General features: G+C 70.9%; 24 protein-coding genes and 2 pseudogenes. 12 read left to right on the forward strand and 14 right to left on the reverse strand.

The features are described 5' to 3' along the window. Window positions 1-24 precede the first annotated feature (24 nt). From ACFXKZ_RS14465 to ACFXKZ_RS14475, 3 genes are all read right to left on the reverse strand, one after another. Window positions 25-390 carry a hypothetical protein gene (locus ACFXKZ_RS14465; RefSeq protein ID WP_380000144.1) on the reverse strand — a complete coding sequence of 122 codons (366 nt, stop codon included), beginning with the start codon at window positions 388-390 and terminating at the stop codon, window positions 25-27. Between the two features lie 610 nt (window positions 391-1,000). Next, the gene (locus ACFXKZ_RS14470; protein ID WP_380000146.1) at window positions 1,001-1,516 is read right to left on the reverse strand and encodes a DinB family protein; all 516 of its coding nucleotides are present in this window, start codon (window positions 1,514-1,516) and stop codon (window positions 1,001-1,003) included. Window positions 1,517-1,637: 121 nt separating this feature from the next. After that, window positions 1,638-2,090 (reverse strand): MarR family winged helix-turn-helix transcriptional regulator, encoded by a 453-nt coding sequence (locus tag ACFXKZ_RS14475; RefSeq protein WP_380000148.1) that lies wholly within the window; start codon window positions 2,088-2,090, stop codon window positions 1,638-1,640. 161 nt (window positions 2,091-2,251) lie between these two features. On the opposite strand from ACFXKZ_RS14475, the gene wrbA reads away from it, so the two are divergent. The 5 genes from wrbA to ACFXKZ_RS14500 all read left to right on the forward strand — a co-directional run bounded on the left by wrbA (window position 2,252) and on the right by ACFXKZ_RS14500 (window position 6,243). Then, on the forward strand, window positions 2,252-2,914 hold the full coding sequence (wrbA, locus tag ACFXKZ_RS14480) for an NAD(P)H:quinone oxidoreductase (protein WP_380000150.1): 663 nt from the start codon (window positions 2,252-2,254) through the stop codon (window positions 2,912-2,914). A gap of 26 nt (window positions 2,915-2,940) precedes the next feature. Beyond that, window positions 2,941-4,365, forward strand: coding sequence for an MFS transporter (locus tag ACFXKZ_RS14485; protein WP_380000153.1), 1,425 nt, complete (start codon window positions 2,941-2,943; stop codon window positions 4,363-4,365). Between the two features lie 111 nt (window positions 4,366-4,476). Continuing rightward, window positions 4,477-4,941 (forward strand): hypothetical protein, encoded by a 465-nt coding sequence (locus ACFXKZ_RS14490; protein ID WP_380000155.1) that lies wholly within the window; start codon window positions 4,477-4,479, stop codon window positions 4,939-4,941. A 110-nt stretch (window positions 4,942-5,051) separates the two neighbouring features. Next, on the forward strand, window positions 5,052-5,462 hold the full coding sequence (locus ACFXKZ_RS14495) for a hypothetical protein (protein ID WP_380000157.1): 411 nt from the start codon (window positions 5,052-5,054) through the stop codon (window positions 5,460-5,462). Between the two features lie 13 nt (window positions 5,463-5,475). Continuing rightward, window positions 5,476-6,243 carry a VOC family protein gene (locus ACFXKZ_RS14500; RefSeq protein ID WP_380000159.1) on the forward strand — a complete coding sequence of 256 codons (768 nt, stop codon included), beginning with the start codon at window positions 5,476-5,478 and terminating at the stop codon, window positions 6,241-6,243. Between the two features lie 86 nt (window positions 6,244-6,329). On the opposite strand, the gene ACFXKZ_RS14505 is transcribed toward ACFXKZ_RS14500, so the two are convergent. Genes ACFXKZ_RS14505 through ACFXKZ_RS14515 form a run of 3 tightly spaced genes read right to left on the reverse strand, consistent with a single transcriptional unit; the run spans window position 6,330 to window position 9,419 of the window. Further along, complete coding sequence (locus tag ACFXKZ_RS14505; protein ID WP_380000160.1) at window positions 6,330-7,169, reverse strand: carbohydrate ABC transporter permease; 840 nt, start codon at window positions 7,167-7,169, stop codon at window positions 6,330-6,332. After that, a complete protein-coding gene (locus ACFXKZ_RS14510; protein ID WP_380000161.1) occupies window positions 7,166-8,155 on the reverse strand; it encodes a carbohydrate ABC transporter permease in 990 nt (329 codons plus the stop codon). Before ACFXKZ_RS14510 ends, ACFXKZ_RS14505 begins: the two co-directional genes overlap by 4 nt. Beyond that, the gene (locus ACFXKZ_RS14515; RefSeq protein ID WP_380000163.1) at window positions 8,133-9,419 is read right to left on the reverse strand and encodes an extracellular solute-binding protein; all 1,287 of its coding nucleotides are present in this window, start codon (window positions 9,417-9,419) and stop codon (window positions 8,133-8,135) included. Before ACFXKZ_RS14515 ends, ACFXKZ_RS14510 begins: the two co-directional genes overlap by 23 nt. A gap of 471 nt (window positions 9,420-9,890) precedes the next feature. Between ACFXKZ_RS14515 and ACFXKZ_RS14520 the strand changes: the two genes are divergently transcribed. From ACFXKZ_RS14520 to ACFXKZ_RS14540, 5 genes and pseudogenes are all read left to right on the forward strand, one after another. Further along, window positions 9,891-10,379 (forward strand): hypothetical protein, encoded by a 489-nt coding sequence (locus tag ACFXKZ_RS14520; protein ID WP_380000165.1) that lies wholly within the window; start codon window positions 9,891-9,893, stop codon window positions 10,377-10,379. A gap of 4 nt (window positions 10,380-10,383) precedes the next feature. Continuing rightward, window positions 10,384-11,223 carry a hypothetical protein gene (locus ACFXKZ_RS14525; RefSeq protein WP_380000167.1) on the forward strand — a complete coding sequence of 280 codons (840 nt, stop codon included), beginning with the start codon at window positions 10,384-10,386 and terminating at the stop codon, window positions 11,221-11,223. Next, window positions 11,217-12,941: a prenyltransferase/squalene oxidase repeat-containing protein gene (locus tag ACFXKZ_RS14530; RefSeq protein WP_380000169.1), complete on the forward strand. Its 1,725-nt coding sequence runs from the start codon at window positions 11,217-11,219 to the stop codon at window positions 12,939-12,941. The genes ACFXKZ_RS14525 and ACFXKZ_RS14530 overlap by 7 nt, the downstream gene beginning before the upstream one ends. A 68-nt stretch (window positions 12,942-13,009) precedes the next feature. Then, window positions 13,010-13,792, forward strand: coding sequence for an inositol monophosphatase family protein (locus ACFXKZ_RS14535; RefSeq protein ID WP_380000171.1), 783 nt, complete (start codon window positions 13,010-13,012; stop codon window positions 13,790-13,792). Between the two features lie 20 nt (window positions 13,793-13,812). Beyond that, window positions 13,813-13,941 (forward strand): annotated as a pseudogene (locus tag ACFXKZ_RS14540) (ATP/GTP-binding protein); the annotation flags it as partial. 109 nt (window positions 13,942-14,050) lie between these two features. On the opposite strand, the pseudogene ACFXKZ_RS14545 reads toward ACFXKZ_RS14540, so the two are convergent. The 5 genes and pseudogenes from ACFXKZ_RS14545 to ACFXKZ_RS14565 form a co-directional block, all read right to left on the reverse strand. Further along, window positions 14,051-14,437: pseudogene (locus ACFXKZ_RS14545) on the reverse strand (histidine kinase); the annotation flags it as partial. Between the two features lie 150 nt (window positions 14,438-14,587). After that, entirely contained in the window at window positions 14,588-15,061 is a 474-nt protein-coding gene (locus tag ACFXKZ_RS14550; protein WP_380000173.1) for a DNA starvation/stationary phase protection protein, read from the reverse strand. Between the two features lie 37 nt (window positions 15,062-15,098). Next, complete coding sequence (locus tag ACFXKZ_RS14555) at window positions 15,099-15,890, reverse strand: MBL fold metallo-hydrolase (RefSeq protein WP_380000175.1); 792 nt, start codon at window positions 15,888-15,890, stop codon at window positions 15,099-15,101. An 85-nt stretch (window positions 15,891-15,975) separates the two neighbouring features. Further along, entirely contained in the window at window positions 15,976-16,779 is an 804-nt protein-coding gene (locus ACFXKZ_RS14560; protein WP_380000177.1) for an alpha/beta hydrolase, read from the reverse strand. 100 nt (window positions 16,780-16,879) lie between these two features. Next, window positions 16,880-17,701 (reverse strand): alpha/beta fold hydrolase, encoded by an 822-nt coding sequence (locus ACFXKZ_RS14565; RefSeq protein ID WP_380000179.1) that lies wholly within the window; start codon window positions 17,699-17,701, stop codon window positions 16,880-16,882. Between the two features lie 246 nt (window positions 17,702-17,947). Here ACFXKZ_RS14565 and ACFXKZ_RS14570 point away from each other — a divergent pair, with 246 nt between their 5' ends. Then, window positions 17,948-18,784 (forward strand): alpha/beta fold hydrolase, encoded by an 837-nt coding sequence (locus ACFXKZ_RS14570; protein ID WP_380000181.1) that lies wholly within the window; start codon window positions 17,948-17,950, stop codon window positions 18,782-18,784. 125 nt (window positions 18,785-18,909) lie between these two features. Here the strand turns inward: ACFXKZ_RS14570 and ACFXKZ_RS14575 are convergent, their stop codons facing one another. From ACFXKZ_RS14575 to ACFXKZ_RS14585, 3 genes are all read right to left on the reverse strand, one after another. Next, a complete protein-coding gene (locus tag ACFXKZ_RS14575; protein ID WP_380000183.1) occupies window positions 18,910-19,737 on the reverse strand; it encodes an AraC family transcriptional regulator in 828 nt (275 codons plus the stop codon). Window position 19,738: 1 nt separating this feature from the next. Continuing rightward, complete coding sequence (locus tag ACFXKZ_RS14580) at window positions 19,739-20,704, reverse strand: helix-turn-helix domain-containing protein (RefSeq protein WP_380000185.1); 966 nt, start codon at window positions 20,702-20,704, stop codon at window positions 19,739-19,741. 701 nt (window positions 20,705-21,405) lie between these two features. Further along, window positions 21,406-22,236 carry an alpha/beta fold hydrolase gene (locus ACFXKZ_RS14585; RefSeq protein ID WP_380000187.1) on the reverse strand — a complete coding sequence of 277 codons (831 nt, stop codon included), beginning with the start codon at window positions 22,234-22,236 and terminating at the stop codon, window positions 21,406-21,408. 142 nt (window positions 22,237-22,378) lie between these two features. Between ACFXKZ_RS14585 and ACFXKZ_RS14590 the strand changes: the two genes are divergently transcribed. After that, a complete protein-coding gene (locus tag ACFXKZ_RS14590; RefSeq protein ID WP_380000189.1) occupies window positions 22,379-25,129 on the forward strand; it encodes a LuxR C-terminal-related transcriptional regulator in 2,751 nt (916 codons plus the stop codon). The last annotated feature ends 408 nt before the right edge of the window (window positions 25,130-25,537 follow it).

Consider the following 25,537-nt stretch of genomic DNA (forward strand, 5'->3'; position numbering starts at 1 on the left):
CGCCGAAACGTCCGGCCCGGTGGCTCAACGCCCGGTAAGCCGCAAAGCCTCTGCCGGAGGTGAGCTTGACCTACAGGTCGACTTCGTGCCGCCTTTCAGGTGGGGGCCGTAGGGCGCCAGGACGGGCACGGTGGTGTCGGCGTCCAGGGCGTTCAGCGCGGTGGTCAGGGTGCGGGAGAGGAAGTCCCGGCCGCGGTCGAAGCGCACGTGCTCGGGCGGGCCGGCGAAGGGCCCGTACGGATCGGTGTGCACGATCGCGGAGCGCAACGCGGCCGGGACACAGGCCCGCGTGGGGTGGCCGGGGGTGACGGCGACGCCGGTGATCGCCTTGGTCGCGCAGTCGATGAACCGGGTGACGTACGGGTGGACGAGGTCGTCGTCGGCGGTCACGCGTGGTGGGGCCCGGCGTGGTCGGCTGCCCGGACGTGGTTGCGCTGGGCGTGGGGGTGTTTGGCGAACACGTCCGGCGCTCGGGCGGCTTCGGGGTCCTTGCGGTAGTCGATCGCTCCCCCGGCGTCGGATCCCGGCGAAGTGCGCGCAGGAACGTCGCGAGGGGAGCGGCTCCGGCAACGGCACGGCGGCCGATGGCGCGGCGCCCGGGAGCGGCATGCCGCCCGGGCGGTTCGGTGGTGATGTGGGCGAGGCGGGGTCGCCGGCCGGCCTCCCCGCACCGGTGACCCCACGGACGCGGGTCACGAGTTCGCGGTGGATCGAGCAGGCGTTGCCGTGCCGGTAGGCCGGCGGCACCCGGAGGGGTGGGGTGATCTCGAAGCGGTCGTTGTGGCGGGCATCCGGGTGGGCGGCGGTGGCGGGTGTGGTGGCATCGGCCGGCCGGCGCCACACCGTGCGCTCCGACACCCGCTGGGCGGCCTGTGCTGGTGGACGGCGACGAAGGGGGCTACCGGGGCGAAGCCGCCGGGAGAGCGCCGACGCAGCGTCTTGCGGACGAGTCCGGCGCCCTCTCGCGGCTGCCGGGACCGTCAGGGCCGGCCGGCGTGACTCAGGAGTGGCCCTTCGTTGCGTCGAGCAGTTCGCGGACGATGTCGGCGTGTCCGGCGTGGCGGCCGGTTTCCTCGACGAGGTGGATCAGCATCCAGCGGAGGTTGGCGCCGCCGGAGTGGAACCCGGCGTGGCGGCCGATGTCGTCGAGGGACGCCTCGGCGGCGATCTCGTTGCCGCGGGCGCACTGGGCTTCATACTCCGCGAGGAGTTCGGCGAGCGGGCGGCCGTCGGTGCGCCGGTCGGCGTCGTCGGTGGACTCGTCGAAGGACGGGTTCCGCCTCGCGTCACCGCAGAGGAACAGCACCTCCAGCCACATGTGCTCGGTCCAGCGCATGTGGGAGACAAGGCCGGTGATCGTCATGAGTGGTGACGTCGGGATGGGCGAGCGGTGCGCGTCCGCATCGCTCAAACCCTCGCATGTCCAGCGCAAGATCTGCCGCTGCAGGTCAAGCCGGCCGATGATCACGGTACGTTCGTCCGCTTGGAGCGGAGGGCGCCGCAGTTCTGGTGCCATGTCGGCGGAGCCTCCTGGGCCGCCGGGAGAGCCCGCCCGGCTGTTCGTGTGGGGCGATCGGTGGGGCGTCCGGGCTGGTCGGGCTGCACTTCGAAGCCGGCACTTCGTTGCCGTCCGAGGTTCATGACGCACCCGTGCCGGCGCGACGCGCGTCGACGTTGGCCGTCATGGCCGCGAGTACGCGGGGCAGCTCGGCCACCGTCGCCTCGGCGATCCCTGCCACCGTCTCCTCGCCGAGCTTGCGCCACAACTCCTTGACCTGCTCGGCGATTTCCCGGCCGCTGTCGGTCAACTCGACGATGCTCGCGCGCTTGTCGGAAGGGGCCTGCGTGCGACGGATGTACCCCGACGCTTCCAGCTTGCGGGCCATCAGCGTGACACTCGGCGGCTCCACTCCGAGCGCCTCACTCAACTGGGCCTGGATGCGCGGGCCGGTGCGGGCGAGTTCGAGCAGAAGCGCTTCCTGGCCGGGGTGCAGTCCGAGCGGCGCGATCAGCGCCGCGGCCCGGGCCCGGTGCCGCAGGCTCAACAGTCGGATGGCCTGGTTGAGGGCATCGGCTTGTGCGAAGTCCACGGTCCTCCTCCTTGACGAAATACTTAGGCGCATAACATTATGCAGATAATCTTATGCGCGTAAGCACTCGATGCACCACCCCGAGGGCGGTTCTGGCTGCCGCACGCCTTCACGGGCCGCCGCGCGCCGTCACCTGCCCTCGTCTTGCCCAGGAGCCGGACATGACCGCCAAGATCGCCGTCGTCTACTACAGCGCCACCGGTTCGGTGCACGCTCTCGCCAAGGCCCTCGCGGACGCCGCCGCCGCGGCCGGAGCGGACGTGCGCCTGCGCCGAGCCGCCGAGCTCGCACCCGACAGCTCGATCGACGAGAACCCGCTGTGGCGCAGCCACACCGATGCCACCGCGTCCATCCCCGAAGCCGCGATCGACGACCTGGCCTGGGCCGATGCGTTCGCGTTCGGCACGCCCAGCCGATTCGGGGCACCCGCCGCACAGCTCAAGCAGTTCCTCGACCAAGCCGGCGGCCTGTGGCACGAGGGCGGTCTGGCGGACAAGCCCGTGACCGCCTTCACGTCGGCGTACAACCGGCACGGCGGCAGCGAGGCGACGATCTTGTCGCTGAGCAACGTCTTCTACCATTGGGGCGCGCTGATCGTGCCGCCCGGATTCACCGACCCCACCGTCTATGCGGCGGGCGGCAACCCCTATGGCACTTCCGCCGTCACAGGCCCGTCCGGGGAGGTTCCCGACGATGCGGCGCCGGCCGCGGCCGCCTACCAGGGCCGCCGCCTGGTCGCCATCACCGACCGGCTCCTCGCAGGCCGTGACATCACCGCCGACGCACCGCGTGACGGCGGCACGCCCGCTACCCGCGCCGCATGAGCCTGCGTCTGCCACAAGGGGAAGCCATGACCACCACAACCACCGAATCCGCAGCCACCGCACCCCGCTCCGGCCCCGTCCGGCTGATCCTGGCCCTGGCCTGCGCGTGCCAGTTCATGGTCATCCTGGACGCGTCGATCGTGAACGTGGCGCTGCCGTCCGTCCGTCGCGACCTCGGCTTCACCTCGACCGGGCTGGCCTGGGTGGTGAACGGCTACCTGCTCACCTTCGCGGGCTTCATGCTGCTCGGCGGCCGTGCCGCCGACGTATTCGGCCACCGCCGGATGCTCGTCGCCGGGCTGTCGGTGTTCTCCGCGGCGAGCCTGGTCGGCGGCCTCGCCGGCACTCCGGAAATCCTGGTGGGCGCCCGCATCACCCAGGGTGTCGGGGCCGCAGTCCTGGCGCCGACGACTCTGGCCGTCCTCAACACCACTTTCACCGAAGAACACGCCCGCGCCCGGGCGTTCGGCGCCTGGTCGGCCGCGGGCGGTGTCGGCGGGATGGCCGGTGCGCTGACGGGCGGCGCGCTCACCACGGGCCTGTCGTGGCGGTGGGTCTTCCTCATCAACATGCCGATCGGCGCGGTCCTCGTCGCCGTGGCGATGACCGTCCTGCCCGACGTACGCGCCGAACGCGGCACGTCGCTCGATCTGGCCGGCGCAGTCACCGGTACGGCCGGCCTCGCCGCGCTGATCTACGGTGTCATGCAGGGCACCGAATTCGGCTGGACGTCTGCGCACGTCGTCGCGCCGACCGCCGCCGGACTGGTCCTGCTGGCGGTGTTCACCGTCGTCGAGGCCCGGTTCGCCGCCCAACCGATGCTTCCGTTGCGGCTGTTCGGTCTCCGCGGTGTGGCCGTCGGGAACCTGACGCTCTTGCTGTTCGGCGGGATCACCATCGCCATGTGGTACTTCACGTCGCTGTTCCTCCAAAACGTACTCGACTACAGCGCCCTGCGTGCCGGGCTCGGCCAGACCCCGGCCGCCATTGCGTTCATGCTGGTTGCCCGACAGTCGGCGACCCTGCTTCCGCGCGTCGGTGCGCGCCTGTTGGTCCTCGGTGGCTCGGCGTGCTTTGTGGTCGGCTTCGGCCTGCTGTCCCGGGCCGGCGCGGACAGCGGCTACCTGGCGGACGTGCTCGGCCCGACGTTGCTGATCGCGGCCGGCATCGGTCTGACCTTCCCGACCTTGATGGCTGCCGCCACCGCCGGGGTCGCGGGCGGGGACGCGGGTACGGCCGGCGGTCTGGCGAACACCGCCGTCCAGGTGGGCGGATCGCTCGGGCTTGCCGCGCTCGCCACCGCCGCGGCCGCCCGGGCGGCCCATGCGTCCGATGCCAACTCGGCGAACGCCCTGGCTGACGGCTATGACCTCGTGTTCCTTGTCGCCGCAGGCCTGGCCGCGGCAATCGCCCTGGTCGGCATGCTTCTTCCGCGCCGCCGGCGCACCTGAGTGTCCACCGCAGATGCGCGGATCGACCTGGCTCTTGGCCGAGATCCACAACCCGTCTGGCTTCCGTCAGATATTCCAACCAGCCGATACGGCAACGAGGAGGCAAGTGTCGTGAGGTTCTTCGGGCGCGCGCGGCGCGGCATGGCCAGGGCCGGGGCGGTGCTGTCGGCCGCGGTCGTTCTTGTGGTCGGCTCGATCGGGCCCGCCACCGCCGGAACAGCGGAGATCAAGCGGACCCTCCACCTGACCGCGTGGCCGACCGCGTACGACTACGCCCAGACCGACGGGCGGTACATCGCCCTGGCCGCGGACACCTACGTGTGGCAGGTCATGCTCTACGACGAGACGGCCCGCAAGATCGTGCCGGGCAGCCGGAAGGAACGCCAGATCCGTCTCCGCGCCGACAGGTACTTCTGGTACTGCGCGATCTACGGCGGCGACTACTACCGCTACACGCAGAACTGCGCCCTCTGGCCCAACACGGACGAGGCAGCAAGGGCGTACCTCATCACCGAGCCCTTCAACTTCCCCACCAGCGGCCCGTACACCGTGATCAGCCGACTCATCGGCGCCTGACGGGCGCGGGCCGGAGCGCCACGGAGCAGTGCGCCCGTGGCCGTGCGCCCACGGGCCTCGACGCCGTCGAACCGCACCGAGATCCGAGGAGAGGATCCAGGCTCGGAGCCATGACCACACCAGAAAAAGCCGGCGCGCTTGGAGGAACTGTGCCGAACGACGATCCGAGCAACGTGCGAAAGAGTGCCGAGCGGCTCGCCGCCGACCTGACCTCGGTGAACCGACAGCTGCTGTCTCTGGGAAGCGAAACCCGGCAGCTGGTCCGTTCGCTCGCGCTGCGGCCCGGCCGGGACAACAACCGGCTGCCGATTGTCGGGGCGGTGGGGGTGGAAGGCGAGGTCGGAGGCGCCGGGGAGGCGTGCGTCGTCGCGGTGGGCGGCGCACGCCTCCCGGTCAGGGTCGGTGCGGGCAGGAGTGGTTCGGTGGTGCGCATCGGCACGACGATCTCGACGGGCCGCCCCCGAAGCGCCGAGCCGTACGCGGCCATCGGTCGACATGTGCGTGCTCGCCGTCACCGATGATTGAATCGCCGCCATGGTCGACGCACGGATGGTCCCCATCCTCCCCTGTCCCTCGATCGACGAGATCCGCGACTTCCTTCTTCCCCTCGGCTTCGAGGTGACGTACCGGCAGATACGCCCCAACCCCTATCTCGCGCTGCGGCGCGGCGACATCGAACTGCACTACAACGGCATTCCCGGCCTTCGTCCGGAGGACTCGTACGGCTCCTGCCTCCTGGTCACACCGGACACCCGCGGTCTGTTCGAGGCGTTCTCCGCCGGCCTGCGCACGCGGTACGGCAGGCTCCCCCTCACCGGATTCCCGCGCATCACCCGACCCCGCCCACGCAAGAACTACGGTGGCCTGAGCGGGTTCAGCCTCATCGACCCCGCGGGGAACTGGATCCGTGTGGTCCGCAGCCCGGACGCACCGAAGACCGACGCACCCGACCACACCGACACGACGGATGAGCCGGCCGCCACCGAGGGCAGACTCGCGGCAGCACTGGCGAACGCGATCGTATCGGCCGACTCGCGCGGCGACGTCGCGCAGGCCGCCAGGATCCTCGCCGGCGCCATATCCCGCGAGGACCCCGCCGCGACACCCGCCGGACGAGCCGAGGCACACGCGTACCTCGCCGAACTCCACATCCGCCTCGACGACTTCGCCCGCGCCCGCGAACAACTGGACGAACTCACCCGCCTACCCCTCTCGCCGACCGACCGCAAAGCCGCCGCGTCCGCACTCGCCGCAGCGCGAGAACTCCGCGAGACCACAGCCGCCGTCCAGGCCGATTCCTGAATGGTGGCGGTCTTGTCGTATCGGCTGGATGCGCCGGCGTCGCGGTGGTTGTGGATGCGGTCGGCCGGCATCGGGGGCCGTGTGGGTCAGCCGCGGATGGCGCCTGTGGCCAGGCCGGCCGCTATTCGGCGTTGGACGAGGAGGAAGGCGACGACGACGGGCAACGCGGTCAGGGTGGCGCCGGCCATGAGACCGCCGTAGTCGGTGCCGAAGCTCGTCTGGAAGGAGACCAGCCACACGGGCAGCGTGCGCTTGTCGTTGCTCGAGAGGAGGACGTACGCGAGGACGTACTCGTTCCACGCCTGCACCAGGCCGAAGATCGAGGTGGCGACCAGGCCGGGGGCGAGCAGCGGCAGGGTGACGCGCCGGAAGGCGCCGAGTCGGCCGCACCCGTCCACCATCGCGGCCTCCTCCAGTTCCGGGGGGATGGCCACGATGAACCCGCGCAGCATCCACACCGTGAAGGGGAGAGCGAACGCGAGGTAGGTGAGGATCACTCCGGTCAGGGTGTCGGTGAGCGCCAGGTCGTTGAGCAGCAGGTAGACGGGAATGACGAGGGCGATGAGCGGGATCGTCTGGACGGCCAACAGGACGAGGATCAACGCCCGCCGCCCGGCGAAGGCGAAACGGGCGACGGCGAAGGCGGCGAGCGTGCCGATGACCAACGAGATCAACACCGTCCCCGCGCCGACGACGACGCTGGAGCGCACGTTGGCCCAGAACGTATCCGAGCCGATCGCCCGGCGGAAGTTGTCCAGCGTGAACGGGCCGGGCCGAAACCGCGGCGGCACGCTCAGGATTCGGCTCGCGGGCCGGAAGGCCGTCAGGACCATCCAGTACACGGGAAAGACCATGACGGCGGCGGCGATCAGCCCGACGGCGTCGGCACGGCGGCGGCGTCGACGTCGGCGGCTGTCGATGCTCATTCGACTTCTCCCGTCCGGAGGATCTGGCGCAGGTAGACCGCGGAGCCGACGAGCAGCAGCAGGACGGTGACGACGGCGATGGCGGCTCCCGCGCTGTAACGGTTGACGGCGAAGGACTCGATGAAGGAGTAGACGCCGAGCAGGTAGTAGTCGCGCTCGGGCTGGCCGCCACGCATCAGCCAGATCTGACTGAACGCGCCGAAATCCCAGATCGTCGACAGCGCCGCGACCACCACGAACAGCGGTCTGATCATCGGGAAGGTGACATGCCTAAAGAGTGTCAGTCCCCTGGCGCCGTCGACCCGCGCGGCCTCCTCCAACTCGGCGGGCACCTGGGCGAGCGCCGCGTGCAGGGTGATGGCGGCGAACGGGATCGCTCCCCAGACCACGACGGCGACGATGACGGCGAAGCCCTGCCAGGGGTCGGCGAACCAGTTGTGGCCCTGGAAGTCCGAATCGGTGAGCCGGCCGAGCAGCCAGTTGATCACGCCGTAGTCGGCGTCGGAGAGCCAACGGAACACCGACGCGGCGACCATGAACGGCATGGCCCACACCGCGACGAGGACGCCGATCATCACCGTTCGCACCCAGGGCGAGACCTCACGCAGCAGCAGTGCGAATCCCAGTCCGCACAGCATGGTCAGCGTCGCGCAGACCGCGGCGAAGGCCACCGTGCGGGCCACCACGACCCAAAAGAAGTGGTCCGACAGGACCATCCGGTATTGGTCCGGGCCGACCCAGGGTGGGGAGCTGCCCGCGAACAGCTCCTTGCGGGTCATGTCCTGGAAGGAAAGCAGGATCATGTCGAGCAGCGGGTACCCCAGCACCAGCAACAACGTCGCGATCGTGGGCGCGATCAGCAGGTATGGGGTGGCCCGTCGCGCGATGCGCCGCCTGCCGGGAGGTCGGCGCGTGCGCGGGGGTGTGGGTGAAGGCGGGGGCTCGGCGGGCCGCACCGCCTCCTCAGTTCTTGTTGATGACGGCATCGATCCGCCCGTCCGCCGACTTGGTGGCGTCCTTCACCGAGTGTTTGCCGGTGGCGATGTCCTCCAACATCTCCTGGAGGATGTTGGCCTTTTCCACGGCCGCCCAGCCGGGGGCCTGCGGGGTGACCCAGCCGCGTGTGGCGGCCTTGGCGGCGGGTCCGTTGACGCCTTCCGCGTCCACGTCGACGAGTTGCGCGGTGTTGTTGGGCAGGGTGTTGGCCCGGATCAGGCGTTGTTGCGACGTCCGGTCGGTGAAGAGCCGAATCCATTCCTGGGCGAGTTCCCGCTTCTCGGACTTCACGGGGACGGCCAGTTCGGAGCCGCCCAGGAAGGGCGGCAGCGGTTCGCCGGAGGGGCCGGGGAACGCGAACGAGGCGAAACGACCCTTCAGTTCCGGGTTCCCGCCGGACTTCGAGTCGGTGGCGGCTTCGGCCTCCCAGGTGTTGCCGTAGAACATCCCGACCTTGCCCTGGCCGACCACGGCCGGCTCGTCGCTGTTGTCCTTGGAGCGGTCGCCCACGTAGTAGGCGTCGATCAGGTCCTTCCACGCCTGGAGCCCCTGGACGGACCGGGGGTCGGACAGTGTGCTCTGCCAGCGGCCATCCTTGTCGACGGCGATCTCGCCGCCGGTGTCCTTGATGAAGGCCAGCGCTGCGTACCAGTAACGACCGGGCATGTAGAGCGCGGAGAAGGCGCGGTCCTTGGAGCCGAACCTCGCCTTGAGCGCGTCGAGTCCGGCGATCAGCTCGGGGTAGGTGGTGGGTGCCTTCGTGATGCCGACCTGTTGGAGGAGGTCGGTGCGGTAGATGCCGACCCGGGCGCCGACGTAGTACGGCACGCAGTAGACCTTGCCGTGGTACTCACAGGGTTTGCGAAGGGCTTCGAGCCATTGGTCGGCGTGGTCGAACTTCGCGGGGTCGACGGGCGCGAAGGCGTTGTTGACGATGTAGTTGACGGTCTCGCTGTTGCCCATCTCCACGACATCCGGTACGTCGCGGCCGGCCAGGGCGGCGTCCAGTTTCAGGTTCTTGCTGGTCCACTGCTGGTACTGGACGGTGACGTTCGTGCCCGGATGCGCTTGTTCGAACCGATCGTTGACGGACTTCACCAGGTCCGGCCAACTCTCCTGGGCGTCGACGGTGAGCCACACGGTGAGCTTCCCGGAGCCGCTCGCCGAACCGCCGCCACCGGAACACCCGGACATGCCGGCGAGCACCGCCAGTGTCGAGGCGACCGCGACCAACCCCCGTAATGCACTTGTCACTTCTGCTCCTTCTTCGCGTTGGCTGCCGGTCGCAGTTACCCGGGCGCAAATCGCCTCACGCCGCCGGTGCCGGCGTTCGGCCAATACCGGCAACTCCCGGCAATGCCCGTCGCTATTCGCCCGCGGTCCAGGGGGTGGCCGGGCGGCAGTCGGCGGGGTGGGGCCTGTTCGGGGCGGTGCAGGCAGCCCCGGAGCCGGTTGTCGGGCGCGCGGACACAGGGGCCGTTCGGCCCGGGGCGTCGCGGATCGAATCCCGGACGAGAGCCTCGCGTGCGTCGCAGCCGCGTAAGCGGGCCGTCCCCAGGGGTTTCGGCGCTCGTGTTCCGGCGGATGGGCAATATCCGGCAAAGGGGATCCACGGCGCGTGGCCGGTCGCTACCATCGAGTGATGGTGCGGTCGACCAACGCGGTGCCCGAGAACGGCGCCGAGTAGCGGCCGCCGTATGTCGTCGCCGTCCGGGGGGAGACGCGGTGCTCGTCGAGATTGAGCGCAAGTTCCTGTTGGCCGCTTCGGGGAGCCTTCGGCACCCGGTCCTCGACGCCGCGGAACGGGTGAACCTCGAACAGATCTACCTCGAGGTGAGCGCCCACGCGGAGGAGCGAATCAGGCGTAAGGAGGGCAAGGAGGCGGTTCACTACGCCCACACCATCCTGAGGCCGTTGCGCCCCGGAGTGCGCGAGATCGAAGAGGTGGAGATCACCGGCGATCAGTACGACGCATTGCGCGAACGCCATGATCCCGGTCGACGACCCGTGACGAAGGAACGCTGGTTCTTCACGTGGCGTGGCCAGTTGTTCGAGCTCGACGACATTCGCGAACCCGCTTCCCGTGCCTGTCGCATCCTGGAGATCCAACTCGACGACGAACGGCAAGAGGTGGTCCTGCCGGATTTCCTGCGCATCGATCGGGAAGTCACCGGAGTTCCGCAGTTCTCGAACGCCGACATCGCGCGAGGGTGAAGTCGTGGTCTCCGCCATGCATCCCGCGGCTTCGGTCGCCAACCTCGCCGAACAGGAGGAGATGCACGCGTGCGGCCGCCGGGGCGCCCTCGCCGACGCGCTCGCTCCGTTCGAGCAGCGACGAGTCGTCGGCGAACTCCTGCGGACGATCCTTGCAAGCGAGGCCGGATTGGCCGCCGTCGCGGCGAAGTCGTACCGCCATCCGAACGGCTTCTCGAAGGTCGTCCTCGCCTCGGGTCCGCATCACCAGTTGCGATTGCACATCTGGTGGATGCGCGAGGCGACCCGGCACGACACCGCCAATGTGCACAATCACCGTTGGGACTTCTCCTCGTTGTTGCTCACCGGAGGCTACCGCTACCAGCAGTTCGTTCCCCTGGATCCGGTGATGCCGGCCTCGGTCGCGCCCGGAGCCGAACCGGGGATCGAACCAGGGGTCGAACGGGCGAGGGAACCGGGACTCGAACGAGGATCCGAACCGGGGCAACCGTTCCACGCCTACGCGTACCACTCCGCCGACGACTCCTCCTCGTACTCGCTGATCCCCCGAGGTACGCGCCGACTGCTGTGCGTCTTCGACGCCGACCTGGCGGCCGGCACCAAGTACGAACTCTCGGCCGACGTGCTGCACCGGGTGCTGGGCGACCCGTCACGCACGACCGCGAGCCTGGTCCTTCAGGGACGGGACCGCCGCGCGAGCGTCGACGTCTTCGCCCGGAGCGGCCTGCCGGCCGGCCCGGCAATCGCGCTCACGCCGTTCTCGCCGCCCTGCCTGGCCCGCCAACTGACCTTCCTGCTGGAGCACTTGGAGGGTGTCGAATTCTCGGAGGACGCCTCGTGTTGACCCGGGTCGACCTCATCCTGCTCGCCCCGGACGGCGACTGGTTCGTGTTCCGGGCCGACGGATCCCGTCTGGGGTACGTGCGGCTGGACCTCACCGCCACCGGCGCGGACCGCACGATCGGTTTCGACGCACTCGTCCAAAACCACGCGTCACGGATTCTGGGGGTGGACGTCTCGTACGTGGGCCTGCTCGCGTGCGAACGTGTCGACGACACGGTGGTGCTCGTCGCGGTCGCCACCGTCCGGCCAGCGCAGGTCACGCTCCCCGGCGACCGGCAGTTGCGCGTGTTGAGCTTCGCGGACGCGGCCGGTCGGGGGACCGACATCGACCACGCGGCCCACCTGGTCACGGCACGCGACTGGTGCCGGGCGGCCGGCTCGGCCACCGACCTGACGATGTCGATCCAGCGCGCGTTCACGATGTCCGTCGCCTACCTGGACAGCCACCTGTCGATCGAGAACGGCCAGTGGGGATGGAACCAGTACCAGGACGGCCGATCCATCGGCGTGCTGTCCACCGCCGAAGCCCTGCTCGCGCACATCTACGCCGGGGCCCAAGGGGAATTCGTCACCCGACCGGCGCAAACGCTCGAGGCCGTACAAAATCCGGACGGCGGTTGGCGGGTGCGTAGTTCGCTGATCGGCGGCCAGAGCAGCCTGTCGATCATCGAGAGCACCGCCGCGTCACTGATGGCCCTGCGCGAAGCCGGCCGCTCGGCCGCGGATCCCACGATCGCCCGAGGGATCGCCTGGTTGGAGGCTCGGCAACGCACGGACGGCGGTTGGTCGTCGTCGCCGGCGGACGATCAGTCGATGGTCTTTCCGACCACTGTCGCGGTGCGGGCCCTGGCCGGTTTCGGCCGGATGGACGCCATGACCAGGGGCGTTTCCTGGTTGCGCCACGCACAGTGCCCCAACGGCGGCTGGGGCGCGTCCGCACGCGCCACCGACAGCAACGGGACCCCCTCCGCCGCGTACACGGGCTACGCGATCGTCGCCCTGCTCGCCGCCCAGTCGCCGGCCACCGACCCGGCCGTGGTCGCCGGCTGCGACCATTTGATCGAGACGTTCGACGCCTTCAAGGACGAGCCGTGGGAGTCGACCACGGCCAACACCTCCGTCGACCCCTCCCGTTCGATCCGCATGGACTACCGGCACTTCGGCACGCCATGGGCGTTGACGGCGCTGAGCCTCGCGGGGCACGGCCTCGACGAGGCGATCATGCTGGACGGGGTCCGTCGGTTGCTCGCGCTGCAACAGGCCAACGGTACGTGGAAGTGCAGTGTCACGGCCCCCGAATCCCCACCCGTGTGGGCCACGCACGACGCGGTTCTGGCCCTGCGTACCGTGTTGCGGGCCGGAACCCGCGACCTCGTGCCGGTCGCCGTCGCCCGATACGTCGAACGCGACCGTCGCGCGACGCTGGCCTGTCTCGCCCACCAAAGCGCCTGGATCTCCGGGCACTCGGCCGCGCCGGCCGACGGCCGCAGTCGATGGTCGACCGCGTTGCTGTCCACGCTCGCGGTCGCGGGCGCGGCCCTGATCCTGTGGCAGGGAGGCGTGTTCGCACAGTTGGGGTCGAGTTCCTCGGCCCGACAGGCGTGGGCTGCGGTGGCGAGCATCGTGCTGCCGGTCGTCAGCGCCACGATCCCCGCCATCGTCGCCGAGGAACATCGGCTCAGACGTGCCGGCAACACGGCCGGGCCCGGGACGCAATGAGCATGGGCCCCGAACCCGGCGGAGCCCGGACGAGCGACCTCGGGCCGGGTCGGGACCCGCTTCCGCCCATGGCCCGCGAGTCGGCGATCGCCCGCGAGGCGGCGCGGGAGGCCGGGCGGGCCTTGCGTGAGCGGTTCGGGTCACGCTCGATCACCGCGCACAAGGGCCTCAACGACGTCCAACTGGAAGCCGACCTCGCCGCCCAGCGCATCATTGTTCGACATCTGCTGGAAGCCTTCCCGCACCATGGCGTGGTGGCCGAGGAGGAGCCGTACACCCACTGGTCGGATCAGCCGTTCGTCTGGGCGGTGGATCCGCTCGACGGAACCAACAACTTCGGCTATGGCATCGCTCACTGTGCGATCGCCATCAGTTTGTTCGACCGTGATCGGGTCCGGCTCGCCCTGGTGCTCGACCCGTTGTCGCAGCGCGAGTACGTGGCCACGGCGCACTCACCGCTGCCGAGCGTGCCGACGACGGAGGTGGCCATGGAGGAGGCCGTCGTCTCCCTGGTCACCAACTACTCCGATACCGGATACGAATGGTTTCGTCGAGCCGACGCCCTGGCCGCGAAGGGGTGCCGCCGAGCGGTGAACCTGTGGGCGCCCGCGCTCGACCTCGCCCTCGTGGCGAGCGGCGCCATCGACGCGATGGTGTGCCACGCGGGCTATCTTCTCGACGTCTGCGGAGGACTCTTCCTGGTGCAGTCGGCCGGTGGTTGTGTGCTGGATCGGGACGGATATCCGTTCACCGCGCGGCGCTCCATGCACGACAAACCCCTGTCGTTCGTCGCGGCACGCAGCAGCGCACTGGCCCACCGGTTGCTGGAGGCCGGGTTCCTCTCCGACTGAAATGGGCCGCCTGACCGTGACGCCGGTCGCCGCGTGACGCCGTAGCGGAGATGGCCGACCTGTTGAAGGACCTGACGGAGCGCATCGGCGCGACGTTCGTGTACGCGGGCATCGACGTGGCCGCCATACCGTTGTTCGCGGTCCGGGGTCACGGTGGAAGCGCGGCCTCGCAGACCGGGGACCAGGCCTTCCCCTTGCTCCAACAAGGGGAAGGCCGTCCTGGTGCGGCGTCGCAGCGCGTGACGGCGGTAGCGCGCGGTCGCGGCGTAGCGAGGCGGCCGCGATGGCCCCGAGCTTGCGGCGCATGGCGGCGACGCGGTCGCGGAGTTCGGCGGTGGCCCGCACCGCGGCCGCCGCCGGGTTGTTCGGCTCGTGCGTCAGGCCCGTGGTCGACGAGCCCAGCGCGAGCACGCGTGCGCGCCGGCCGATGGCCTGCCGGATGTTCTTGGTGCCGAAGAACAGCCCCTCCGGCAGATGCACGGCCGGCGGGACCCGGTCGTGCATGATTGCCGTGAAGGTCTCTGCGGGCAGCACGAAGAACCGGGACCGCTCGGTGACCCGCATCGAGTTGTTGTAGACCTGCGGGACCTGGTCGTTGAGGTAGGCATGGAAGGCACCCGCGTACACACCGCGCCCGGATCGTCGTCCACGGTCGGGATCACCGCGCGCCGCGTCGGCGTCCTTGGCCATGTCCACCTCCGGGGGGCTTGTCGGCTTCCGGATGTTCGGACCGAACTCGGGTTGGGTGCGGTGTGGCGATCCGTCCGTGCACGGCACGGCTGCGATGACGCCCGGTCAGCCGGTGTTCTCGGCGCGCAGCATCCAGTGGTGCTTCTCCAGGGCCGCGGCGGTGGCGACGAGGAGGTCCTGCGAGACCGGGTCGAGGCCTTCGGTGTCGGCGATGCGTCGGCGTATCCGCGCGGAAGAGGCCCCGACGGCGGTAGTGAAGGCGGCCACGACGTCGGTGTCGGCCACGGGGCCGGCCGGCAGGTCCGCGGAGGCGCCGGTATCGGCGGTCGTGGACGGGCGGCCGTCGGGTGCGAATCCGATGGTGGCGGCGCGCTCGGCCACGGTGTCGGCGAGGGTTCGTGCCGTCTCGACGATGTCGTCGAGTTGGAGGTGCACGGGCCGAAAGCGTGGGCCGTACAGGTTCCAGTGGGCCTGTTTGGCGGTCGCGGCGAGGTGGAGCAGGTCGGTCAGGGTGCCCTGGAGCGCGGTGCCGACGACGTCGCGGTCGCGGGCGGGCAGCAGGGAAGGTGCGTCGGGCATTGCTACTCCGGTGGTCGGCGCCGTGTACGGCGAAGTGTCAGGCTTCGTGGTCGTGCGGGGCGCCGAGGGGCAGCCAACGGATCCGGTCGCGCACGTCGTGCGGGGCGGCGGCGAGTGCACGTTCGATGCCGGCGCGGCCTTCGGCGAAGTGCCGCCGGCCCTCGTAGTGCACGGGGAACGCGGTACGCGGACGAAGTTCGGCGCACAGACGCATCGCTTGGCGGGCGGTCATGGTGTAGCAGAGCGGGCCGGTGACGGGAAAGCGCACGCCGCCCAGGTGCAGCAGCGCGGTCCCCACGGTGAAGCGGCGGGCGACCTCGCGTACCCCGCCGAACAGGACGGTGTCGCCGGAGATCCACAGCGCTCCGTGGCGTTGCCCCTCCCAGGTGAGCGCGAAGCCGGTGACCTGGCCGACGAACGCCCCGGACAATGGCGGCCCGTGCCGGGCCGGGGTCGCGGTGATCTCCAGGTCCGGACGCTCGGAAGCGGTGAGCCGGGTGGTCTGCCACGGGGCCAGTGCGCGGGCATTCGCGCCGAGGCGGCGGGCCCGGGCGGGTGTGGTCACCACCGTTCGCGCGCCGGCGGCGACCGTACGGCCGGCGTCGTCAAGGTTGTCGGCGTGGTGGTCGTGGGTCGGCAGCACGGCGTCGACCTCGGGCAGTTCGGCGGGCGGCAGGGCGGGGCCGGTCTCCTTGCGGGAGGACGTGCCCCAGCCGAACGCGTAGCTGCGCCCCGGCGGGTCGAACGTCGGGTCGGTCGGCAGCGTCCAACCGTCGGTCTCGATCAGGACGGTCGGCCCGCCGATGTGCGTGATGCGGACGTCGCTCACAGGGTTCTCCTTGGATGGTCCGGGCCCGGGGCGCGCACGACCTGCAGGCGCCCCGGGCCCGGTGTCACGACGACGGCCCTGGTGTTCAGGCGTGTGCGAGCGCCCAGTCCAGGGCGTGGTCGGCGACTTCTTCCCACCCGTCCTGGGCCGGCATCAGGTGCGAGCGCCCGGGGAAGACGACGTGTTCGGTGACCGTGCCGGAGGCCTTGTAGTGCTTGGCGTTGGATGCCTGGACCTTGGGCGGCATGAGGTGGTCGTTCTCGCCGGAGACGAACAGCAGGGGCTTGCGGTCCGGGTTGCGGTAGTCGACGTAGGTGTCGGTGTGGCCGGGGCGGACGTTGGCCAGCGCGCTGCCGAAGAACACGTGCCCGGAGGCGGGCACGTGGTAGCGCTCGTACGCCGCCTTGGCCTGGTCCTCGGGGAAGGTGTTGGTGAACGTGTAGCGCCACTGGTCGTAGGTGAGGCCGACGGCCTTGTGTCGGTTGGCGGGGTTCCGCAGGATCGGGAAGGTGGCGCGGATCTGGGACAGGGGGGCGACGGCGACGCCTTCGGTGGGTGCGGAGTTCATGGCCACCCCGCACGCGCCGTAGCCGTGGTCGAGGAGGATCTGCGTGAACACCCCGCCGGCCGAGTGCCCCATGAGGATCGGCGGGGCGCCCACGTCGCGGATGACTTCCTTCAACGAGCGGATGATCTCGCCCACTTCGAGGTGCTCGATGGCGGTGGGGTCGGCGTTGAGGGACTCGACCTCCGCCTCGAACCCCGGGTAGGCGGGGGCCAGCACCCGGAACCCCTGGGCCTTGTAGTGCGTGATCCAGTGCTCCCAGCTCCGGGGGGTGACCCAGAAGCCGTGGATGAGGACGATCGTGTCGGGCGACGTACCGGTCATGGGGAGTCCTCACGGAAGGCGGTGGGTGGAGTCGGACGTGTCGCGGTCGGGCGGATGCGTACGTGCACGAATTGCCCTGGTGGTGCGAGGAGGAGGCCGCTCAGGAGGCCAGGAACGCCAGCAGGTCGGCGTTGAACTCGTCCTTGAAGTCGCCGTACAGGCCGTGCGGGCGGCCCGGGTAGATCTTGAGCGTGGCGTCCTTGACGAGTTCGGCCGACTTCAGCGCCGACGCGACGATCGGGACGATCTGGTCGTCGTCTCCGTGGGCGATGAGGGTGGGGACGTCGATGCGCTTGAGGTCCTCGGTCAGGTCCGTCTGCGAGAAGGCCTTGATGCAGTCGAGCGCGCCCTTGATACCGACCTGCATCGACTGCGCCCAGAACGCGCGGGAGATGCCCTCGGACACCTGCGCGCCGTCCCGGTTGAAGCCGTAGAACGGGAAGCTCAGGTCGTAGTAGAACTGCGAGCGATCGGCCGAGACCCCGGCACGGATGCCGTCGAACACCTCGATCGGCAGGCCCTCGGGGTTGGCGTCGGTCTTGAGCATCAGCGGCGGGACGGCGCCGAGCAGCACCGCCTTGGCGACCCGGTCGGTGCCGTGCCGGCCCATGTAGCGGGTGACCTCGCCGCCGCCGGTGGAGTGGCCGACGAGCACGATGTCGCGCAGGTCCAGGGTCTCGATCAGCTGGGCGAGGTCGTCGGCGTAGGTGTCCATGTCGTTGCCGTTCCACGGCTGCGAGGAGCGCCCGTGGCCGCGGCGGTCGTGCGCGATGGCGCGGTAGCCGTGGGCGGCCACCAGGTTGAGCTGCTCGTCCCACGCGTCGGCGTTGAGCGGCCAGCCGTGGCTGAACACCACGGGCTGCCCCTGGCCCCAGTCCTTGTGGAAGATCTCGGTGCCGTCGTTCGTCGTGATGAAAGGCATGGCTGTTCCTCTCGCGAATGGCGTGCGGGGTGGTGGCGAAGGGCGGCTTCGCGGACCCCGGTGGGGCGGCGCCGCTTGCCAACTGACGCTAAGTCGGCTTCGGGCGTCCTGGCATCCGACATTTGACTGCACCCGTTTGCCGCGTGCATGCCGCCGAAGTGCAGTACGACGACCGACGCGCAGACCCGCGGTGGGCCCGCAGTCTCGAAGCACCCCAGTCGGGCTCGCCAACGTCAGGAGTACGCAATGAAGCCGTCCCGCCGCTCGCACCGGACCCTCGCCATAGTCGCGACCTCGATCGCGCTCCTCGCCGGCACCGGAGCCGCCGTCGCGCACGGCGATCCGTCCTCCGAGAGCAAGCGCCCCTCCGGGCCGAAGCCGACCGTCGTCCTGGTCCACGGGGTGTTCGCCGACGCCTCGGGCTTCAGCGCGGTGATCGAGAGGCTGCAGCGCGCCGGCTACCCGGTCGTCGCGCCGGCCAATCCGCTGCGCGACCTGCCTGCCGACGCGGCGTACATCTCCAGCGTGATCGACAGCATCACCGGCCCGGTCATCCTGGCCGGACACTCCTACGGCGGCGCGGTCATCACGAACGCCGCCCGCGGCCACGCCAACGTCAAGGCCCTGGTCTACCTGGGTGCTTTCGCGCTCGACGAGGGCGAGACCCCGCTCGGCATCGCGACGCGGTTCCCGGGCAGCGAGCTCGGCGCGGCGCTGGACGTGAAGCAGTACCCGCTCGGCGACGGCAAGTACGGTCATGACGGCTACATCAAGGCGGACAAGTTCCGCGCCGTGTTCGCCGCCGATCTGCCCGCGTCCCAGACCCGGGTGATGGCCGCAGCGCAGCGGCCGGGCAGCGTCGAGGGGCTGTCCGGCGGCAGCGGCGCCCCGGCCTGGAAGACCCTGCCGTCCTGGTACCTGATCCCGCGCGGGGACAAGGTCATCCCCCCGGACGCGCAGCGCTTCATGGCCCGGCGCGCGAACAGCACGGTGCAGGAGATCGACTCCTCGCACGTGGTGATGATGTCGCATCCCGACGCGGTCTACCGGGTCATCGTCGGCGCGGCCCGCGCGACCGGCTGACTGCGGCATCGCCCGCCCCGGCCAGGGGCCGATCCGCCAATCGGGCCATGGTGACCCCGACCTCCGGCCGGGCACGCGTCGGCGTGCCCGGCCGGAGGTCGAACTCCGGACCTGAGGACCTGCGTTCAGACGCCCCGGCGGGTGGCCCGGCGCACGGCGCGGCGGCGCTGTCCGGTGATCCAGTCGGCCAAGTCCAGACCACCCGCCTCGCACACGCGGTAGAGCCTCCGCAAGGACAAGTCGTGGGCCGCGGCGATCCGGGCCAAAGTGAGGTCGGGCTCGTGGAGGTGGCTGCGGGCGTACGCCAGGATCACCGGCAGGCGTGACTCCTCCACGACGTCGCGGCTCGCGGCGCCGTCGGCCACGGACGCGACGAGAGCGCGCACCAGGGCGATCACGGAGTCGCCGATCGCCTCGGCGCCGGCATCGGTGGCCAGCCGGTCGGCGTCGACGCCGAGCGCGTGCAAGTGGGCAAGCACGAGCGGGGTGATCTCACTGTGCGGGATACGCGGAATGGCGCTCCGGACCATGCCGTCGGACAGGCCGAGCCGGTCGGCGTCGAACATCAGCGCCAGACTCTCGCCGGTTCCCGACCACCGGCACTCCCAGGGGCCCACGGATTTGCCGGCCAGCGCGATGTCGGCGGACGTGAGTCGGCGCTGCAGCCCTCCCCACCCGAACCCGCCGGCCCCGGTCGTCTGCGTCATGAGCGAGACGGTGTCCCAAGAATCCCGGCGCAAGTGCGCGGGGGTCTGCCAATACCGCATTCCCGAGCCCCGGGTCCGGAACAGCGTGACGGGGCCGAAGTACCAGGCTTCCATCCGCTTGTGGAACCGCGTGTCGGCGTCGCCTTCGTGTTCGATCCCGCACATGCCCGCCTCCGCGATCGCCATGTTGCGGTACGCGTCCATCCGAGAGGCCGGGGGAAGGTGGTCGGTATCCAGCAAAAGCATGTCAATTCACCGTCCTCGCCGGTGTCCCGCCTCCGGCGCGCCACGCGCGCGGGGTGACGCCGTACGCGGCGCGGAAACGCCGTCCGAAATGGGAGGGGCTGGCGAAGCCCCACGACCGTGCGATCGCGTCGATGGTCCGATGCGCGTGCTCGGGCGCCACGAGTTCGCGGCGGGCGGCTTCCAGTCGCCGCCGGATGATCCACTGCTCCAGGCTGACCCCGCCCTCCTCGCACACCCGGTACAGCGACCGCACCGAAACGTTGTGTATTGCCGCCACCTTCGCGGGTGTCAGCCCTGGATCACGCAGGTGCGCCCGGACGTAGGCCAACACGCGGATCAGCAGCGTCTCCTCCGCGACGGTCCGCTGTTGCGGTCCTTGCGCCAATGAGGCCACCAGCGCCCTGGTGAGCGCCAACGTCGAGCCGCCGATGTCTTGCGCGCCGACGGTGTCCACCAGCCGGTCCGCGTCATGGTGCAGGGCGCGCAGATGCGACAGCAGCAGCGGGGTGATCGGGCTGCGCCCGATGAGGGGAACGGCGTTGTGGATCACCCGTTCGGGCAATTCCAACTGCTCGACGTCCACCATGAACGCGACGCTGGTGCCCGTGCCGGACCAACGCGTCTCCCAGTAGCCGGCGCTCTTGGATGTCAGCACCAGGTCGTCTGATGTGACCGCCCGCTGATGGTCGTTCCAGATGAAGCCGCCCCGCCCGACCGGCTGTGTGATGACCGAGACGGTGTTCCTGGAGTCCATGCGCAGATGCCGCGCGGTCTGCCAGTAACGCATCCCCGAGCCGCTGGTCGCGAACAGGACGACCGGCCCGAACGTCCAGGTCTCCACACGCTTGCGGAACCGCTCGCCCGGCTCGTGCTCGACCGAACTCGCGCCTGCTGCGCCGGTCGCCACGGTGTGGTAGAGCTCGATCCGGTCGGCCGGCGGCACATCGTCCGTCTCCAACAGCAACACGCGGCACCCCCTCCACGCTCGACGCACCGGCCCGCTGCTCGGCCGAACACCGAGCACCGCGCCTCCCCGGCTACATCGTGGCCAACCGCGCCGCGCGGCGCCAGCGGCCGCATCTGCCGCCGCTGCCGGATCCGGTGCGGTATCGCCCGTATCGCCGGGCGGGTGGGAACGGGGCCGGCTGCGCCGTCGCCTCGGGCGCGACGGGGTCATCCGGCGACTGATCGCGGGGCCGTCCGCGTCCGCCCGCCTCATCGTGCAGGTGCCGGTCCCGCCACTGACGAGGAGGCTCGCGGAACGCGTCGCGGAAGCGTCGCGGGCAATGGCGGCGACGGGGCGGTGGCGGGTGTCCGGGCGGCGCCGCCGAAGCCCCAGGCCTCGATGCCCGCGTGTGCGCGGCCGGGTCCTCATGGGTGACGTGCGAGGGGACCGAGACGTCGAGGAACGCCTCGGCGAACGCGTGGACGCGGTCCTCGGCAGGGGCGGCGGCGGTGTCGAGGAGCAGCATCGCGGACCGACTCCCAGGGCCGGGCGTGCCCGGGTCGTTGCGCCGGTCGGCGGATGGCACCGAGAGTCGCGCACACGGCAGACAGGGGCGATCGGCGCGAGCCCCTGGTTGCGACGATCCTGGGGTGGCTCCTGGTTTACGGCCGTGGGCCGTGTTCGTGCACGGCGGCATCGCGCACGGCCCTCGACCCGGCGGGTCACGCCGTCCCGGATGCGGCTCCCGACGCGGTTGGACCGCTGAGGAAGTCGAGTACCGCCGTGTCGAATTCGTGCTGATGAGTGAGGGGCATGGCATGAGGAGCGTGGTCGATCACCACCGAGGTGGCGGCCCGTGCCGCGGCGACCGCACGGGCACCGCTGACCGCGTACGGCATGAACGCGTCGGCGGCCCCGTGCACGACCAGCACCGGCAGGGCGACGCGTCCGAGGTCGGCGAGGAAGTCGGCGGCGGACCACGAGGCGAGCGCGTCCAGCGTGCTCTGCGCGGACGCCGCCGCCGCGTCGTGCACCAGGTGCCGCAGGGTCGGCTCGTCCAGCACGCGTTCCCCGTCGACGGAGAAGCATCGCCCGATCAGGTCGTCCAGCATCGCGATCCGATGCCGGCGTGCGGCGGTGGCCAGGTCCCGGATCCGTGCGCTGTCGGCGCAGGCCACGACGGTCCCGGCCAGGACCAGCCGGGCGAAGCGCTCCGGCGCGCGCACCGCGGCGCGGGCAGTCTCGGCGGCCGCCGACCCGAAGGCCACCGCCGCCACGGGGCCGACGTCCAGATGGTCCAGGAACGCGAGCAGGTCCCCGGCCAGGGTCTCGGCATCGTAACCGCTCCACGGATGGGCTGACTTCCCGGTGCCCCGCCGGTCGTAACGGATCGCGCGGTAGCCGGCGTCGGTGAGCGTGCGCATCTGCCCGTCCCAGAACCGCGAGGTGAACGGCCAGCCGTGCACCAGGATCACCGGGTGTCCGGAACCGGCCGCCTCGTAGGCGAGTTCGACCTCATCGGGGGTTCCGGGGTGGACCCGTACGTTCGGCATCGCTGGTACTCCTTCGCAGACGCCTCCAGTCTGTTCAGGGGCCCGGGTGCTGCCATCGGTCATCTGACTGCACACGGCCGCGCACGACCGCACGATGTCACACGCGGACCGGTGCCCGCGCCGCACGGGGGAAGGAGCGCATGTGCGCATCATTGGGCGTGAGCGGGAGTTGGCCGCGATCCGGGCGACCGTGGACAGGGCGCCATCGGCGCCGTGCAACCTGACGCTGCACGGGGATCCGGGGGTGGGGAAGTCCGTCCTGCTGCGCGAGGCGGTCGCCTACGGTCGGGAACGGGGCATGCGCGTCCTGGGCGGCACCGGCTACGAGAGCGAGGCCGAGATGGCGTGGGCCGGCCTCCACCAGCTGTTCGCGCCCGTGCCGGCCTACTTCGACCGGGTTGAACCGTTCCACCGCGACACGCTGCGCCGGGTGATGGGATTCCGGGACGGGCCGGCGCCGGACCGGCTGGCGGTCTCCATCGCCTCGCTGTCCGTGCTGGCCGCGGTCGCCGAGGACGGTCCCGTGTTGATCGCCGTCGAGGACGCGCACTGGGTGGACCGTCCGACGCGCGAGGTCGTGATGTTCCTGATCCTGCGCCTGGAGCCGTACGACATCCGCGCCGTGTTCGCCCGCCGGCCGCTGACCGCCACCGAACGGGTGTCCCCCGGCATCGGCATGCTGGAAGTCCCCCCGCTGGACGCCGAGGCCGCGGCCGAGCTCCTCGCCGAACTGCACCCCGGCCTGCCCGCGGCGGTCCGGGACCGGGTGCTGGCCGACGCCGTCGGCAATCCGCTGGCCATCGCCGAACTTCCCGCCGCGTTCGGCACCGACGCCGCCGACAGCCTGGACCTGCTGCCCTCCGGGGCGCCGCTGCGCAGCCGCCTGGAGACCGGGTACGCCGGCCGCGCCCTGACCCTGCCGTCCGCCCTGCGCACCGCCCTGCTGCGCGCCGCGCTGGACGGCGACGGGCTGGAGAGCGCGGCCGACGTGCGGCGGCCCAGCGGCCTGACGGCGCACGACATCGTGGCCATCGAACGCCTGGGCCTGATCGCCCGCGATTCCACCCCCTCGGGCCTGCGGTTCCGCCACCCCCTGGTGCGCTCCGCGATCATCGCGACCGCCTCGCCCGACGAACTCCGCGACGCCCACACGACCTTGGCCGAGCAGTACCGGCGCGAACCGGAACGCAGGATGTGGCACCTGGCGGCCGCCGCGGTCGAACCCGACGAGGAGGTCGCCGCGGAAATAGAAAGCGCCGCCGAGTCCCTGTGCACCCGCGGCGGAGCCGGACTCGCGGTCACCGCGCTGCGCCGCGCCGCGGCGCTCACCCCGGAGTCCGGTGCTACCGCGCGCAGGCTTCAGCGGGCCGCCGAACTGGCCAGCGAATCAGGGCAGATGGACGCCGCGCAGCGCCTCGTGGACGAAGCCCGCCGCACCGTGGACCGCCCCGAGCACCTGACCCACGGCCTGACCACCCGCGCCCGGGTCCTGTTGCTGCGCGACGGCGATCTGGCCGCGGTCCGGCGGCTCCTCGACCGCGCGCCGGCCGCAGGCGACGCGACCGACCGGGCCCTTCAGGTACGGCTGGTCGCCGCCGCGTACGCTCAGGACCCGGCCGAATGGGAACGCCTGCGGGACCTGGTGAAGTCCGCCGACGGCGCCCGTCCCGGAGCGCTGACGGCCCTGATGTACGACGTGCTCGCCGACCTGCCGACTACCGCCTCCGGACTGGCCGACCGGCTCGGCGCACACCTCGCCGACACGGCCGAGACCGCGCCGCCCGGATACGTCGCCGAGCTGTGCCGGGCCGCCGCGTGGATCGACCAACTCCATATGTGCAGACCCCAGTTCGCCCGGCTTGTCGAGCAGGAGACCGGTCGCGGGGCACTGACGTACGCCGCCGGCGGCTACTGGTTCAAAGCGCACGACCACACCCTGTCCGGAGAATGGGACGAGGCGGAAGCGGCCGCCAACGCGGGCCTGGACCTGTGCGTGCGCCACGACCTGGAACTGCCGGCCCAGGACCTGCGCTGCGCACTCGGCTGGGTCGCCGCCGGCCGCGGCGACGTGGACAGCGCCCGTGCCTACAGCCGCACCGTCGAGCAGTGGGCCGAGCCGCGCGGCAGCCGGTTCCACCTGGTGCTGTCGGCGCGGAACCGGGCCTTGGCCGAACTGTCCCAGGGCGACTACGAGGCCGCCTATGAGCAGTGTGTGCACGGCGGGGTGCCGGACAGTGCCGCCGCGCCGGGCTACGGACCCTGGATGCTGCTCGACCTCGTCGAGGCGGCGATGCGCACCGGGCGCGTCGCCGAAGCCGCGGCCCAGGTGGCCGCCGCCGACCGCGCCGCGGTCGCCGACCGCACCCCACGGCTGCGGCTGCACATGGCCGCGGCCCACTCCCTGATCGACGCGGCCCCCGCCCCCGAAGCGGCCGCAGCACGGCTGAGGTCCGCCCTGGCACTGCCCATGGTCGAACAGTGGCCCTTCGACCACGCCCGACTCCGGCTCCTGCTGGGCGAGTTGCACCGGCGCAACCATCGCCCGGGCGACGCACGACCGGAACTCCAGCGTGCCGCCGACATCTTCCGCCGCATCGGCGCGACCGCCTGGTGCCGCCGCGCCGAACACGAACTGCGCGCCTCCGGCGTGGCGGTGCACCGTGAACCGAGCGATGCACCGGGCCAGGGCGCCGAACTGCTGACCCCGCAGCAGATGGAGGTCGCGGAACTCGCCGCGACGGGGCTCAGCAACAAGGAGATCGCCGAACGCCTTTACCTGTCGCCGCGCACCGTCAGCGCCCACTTGTACCGCATCTTCCCGAAACTGGGCATCACCTCACGCTCCGCCCTACGTGATGCGCTGGCGGAACGGCCCGGATCACCCGCGCGCTGAACGAAACGGAGATCCGGTACTCGGCGCCCGCCAACCGCGACCGCCCCCGCAACGGACGGCCACACGAGCCGACCGATCCCAAACCGTGACTGGACGGCGGTGAACCGCGGCTCACCACCGGGCCGGGACATCAGACCCTCCCACCACGTACCCGCCCTCGAGATCAGAGCCCCCGACGCGGCCCCCGCCTCCGAGGACCTCGTACTGCTCGCCGACGTCGTCGACCACCTGATCCGGCGATTCCGACGAAGGCCGCAGCGCGGCACAACACCTCGGGGGCATGCCGACGCCGTCCACCGGCCGGCCGAGCACCGGGTTTGCCCTGTTCGGGCTGTTCGGAACATGTTCGGGACAGGGCGATGGGCCGATGTGGGCTTCCTCGGAGCGACTGTTCGGTTCAAGTATCGG

It is taken from the genome of Embleya sp. NPDC059237 (assembly GCF_042754105.1).
GTDB lineage: Bacteria > Actinomycetota > Actinomycetes > Streptomycetales > Streptomycetaceae > Embleya.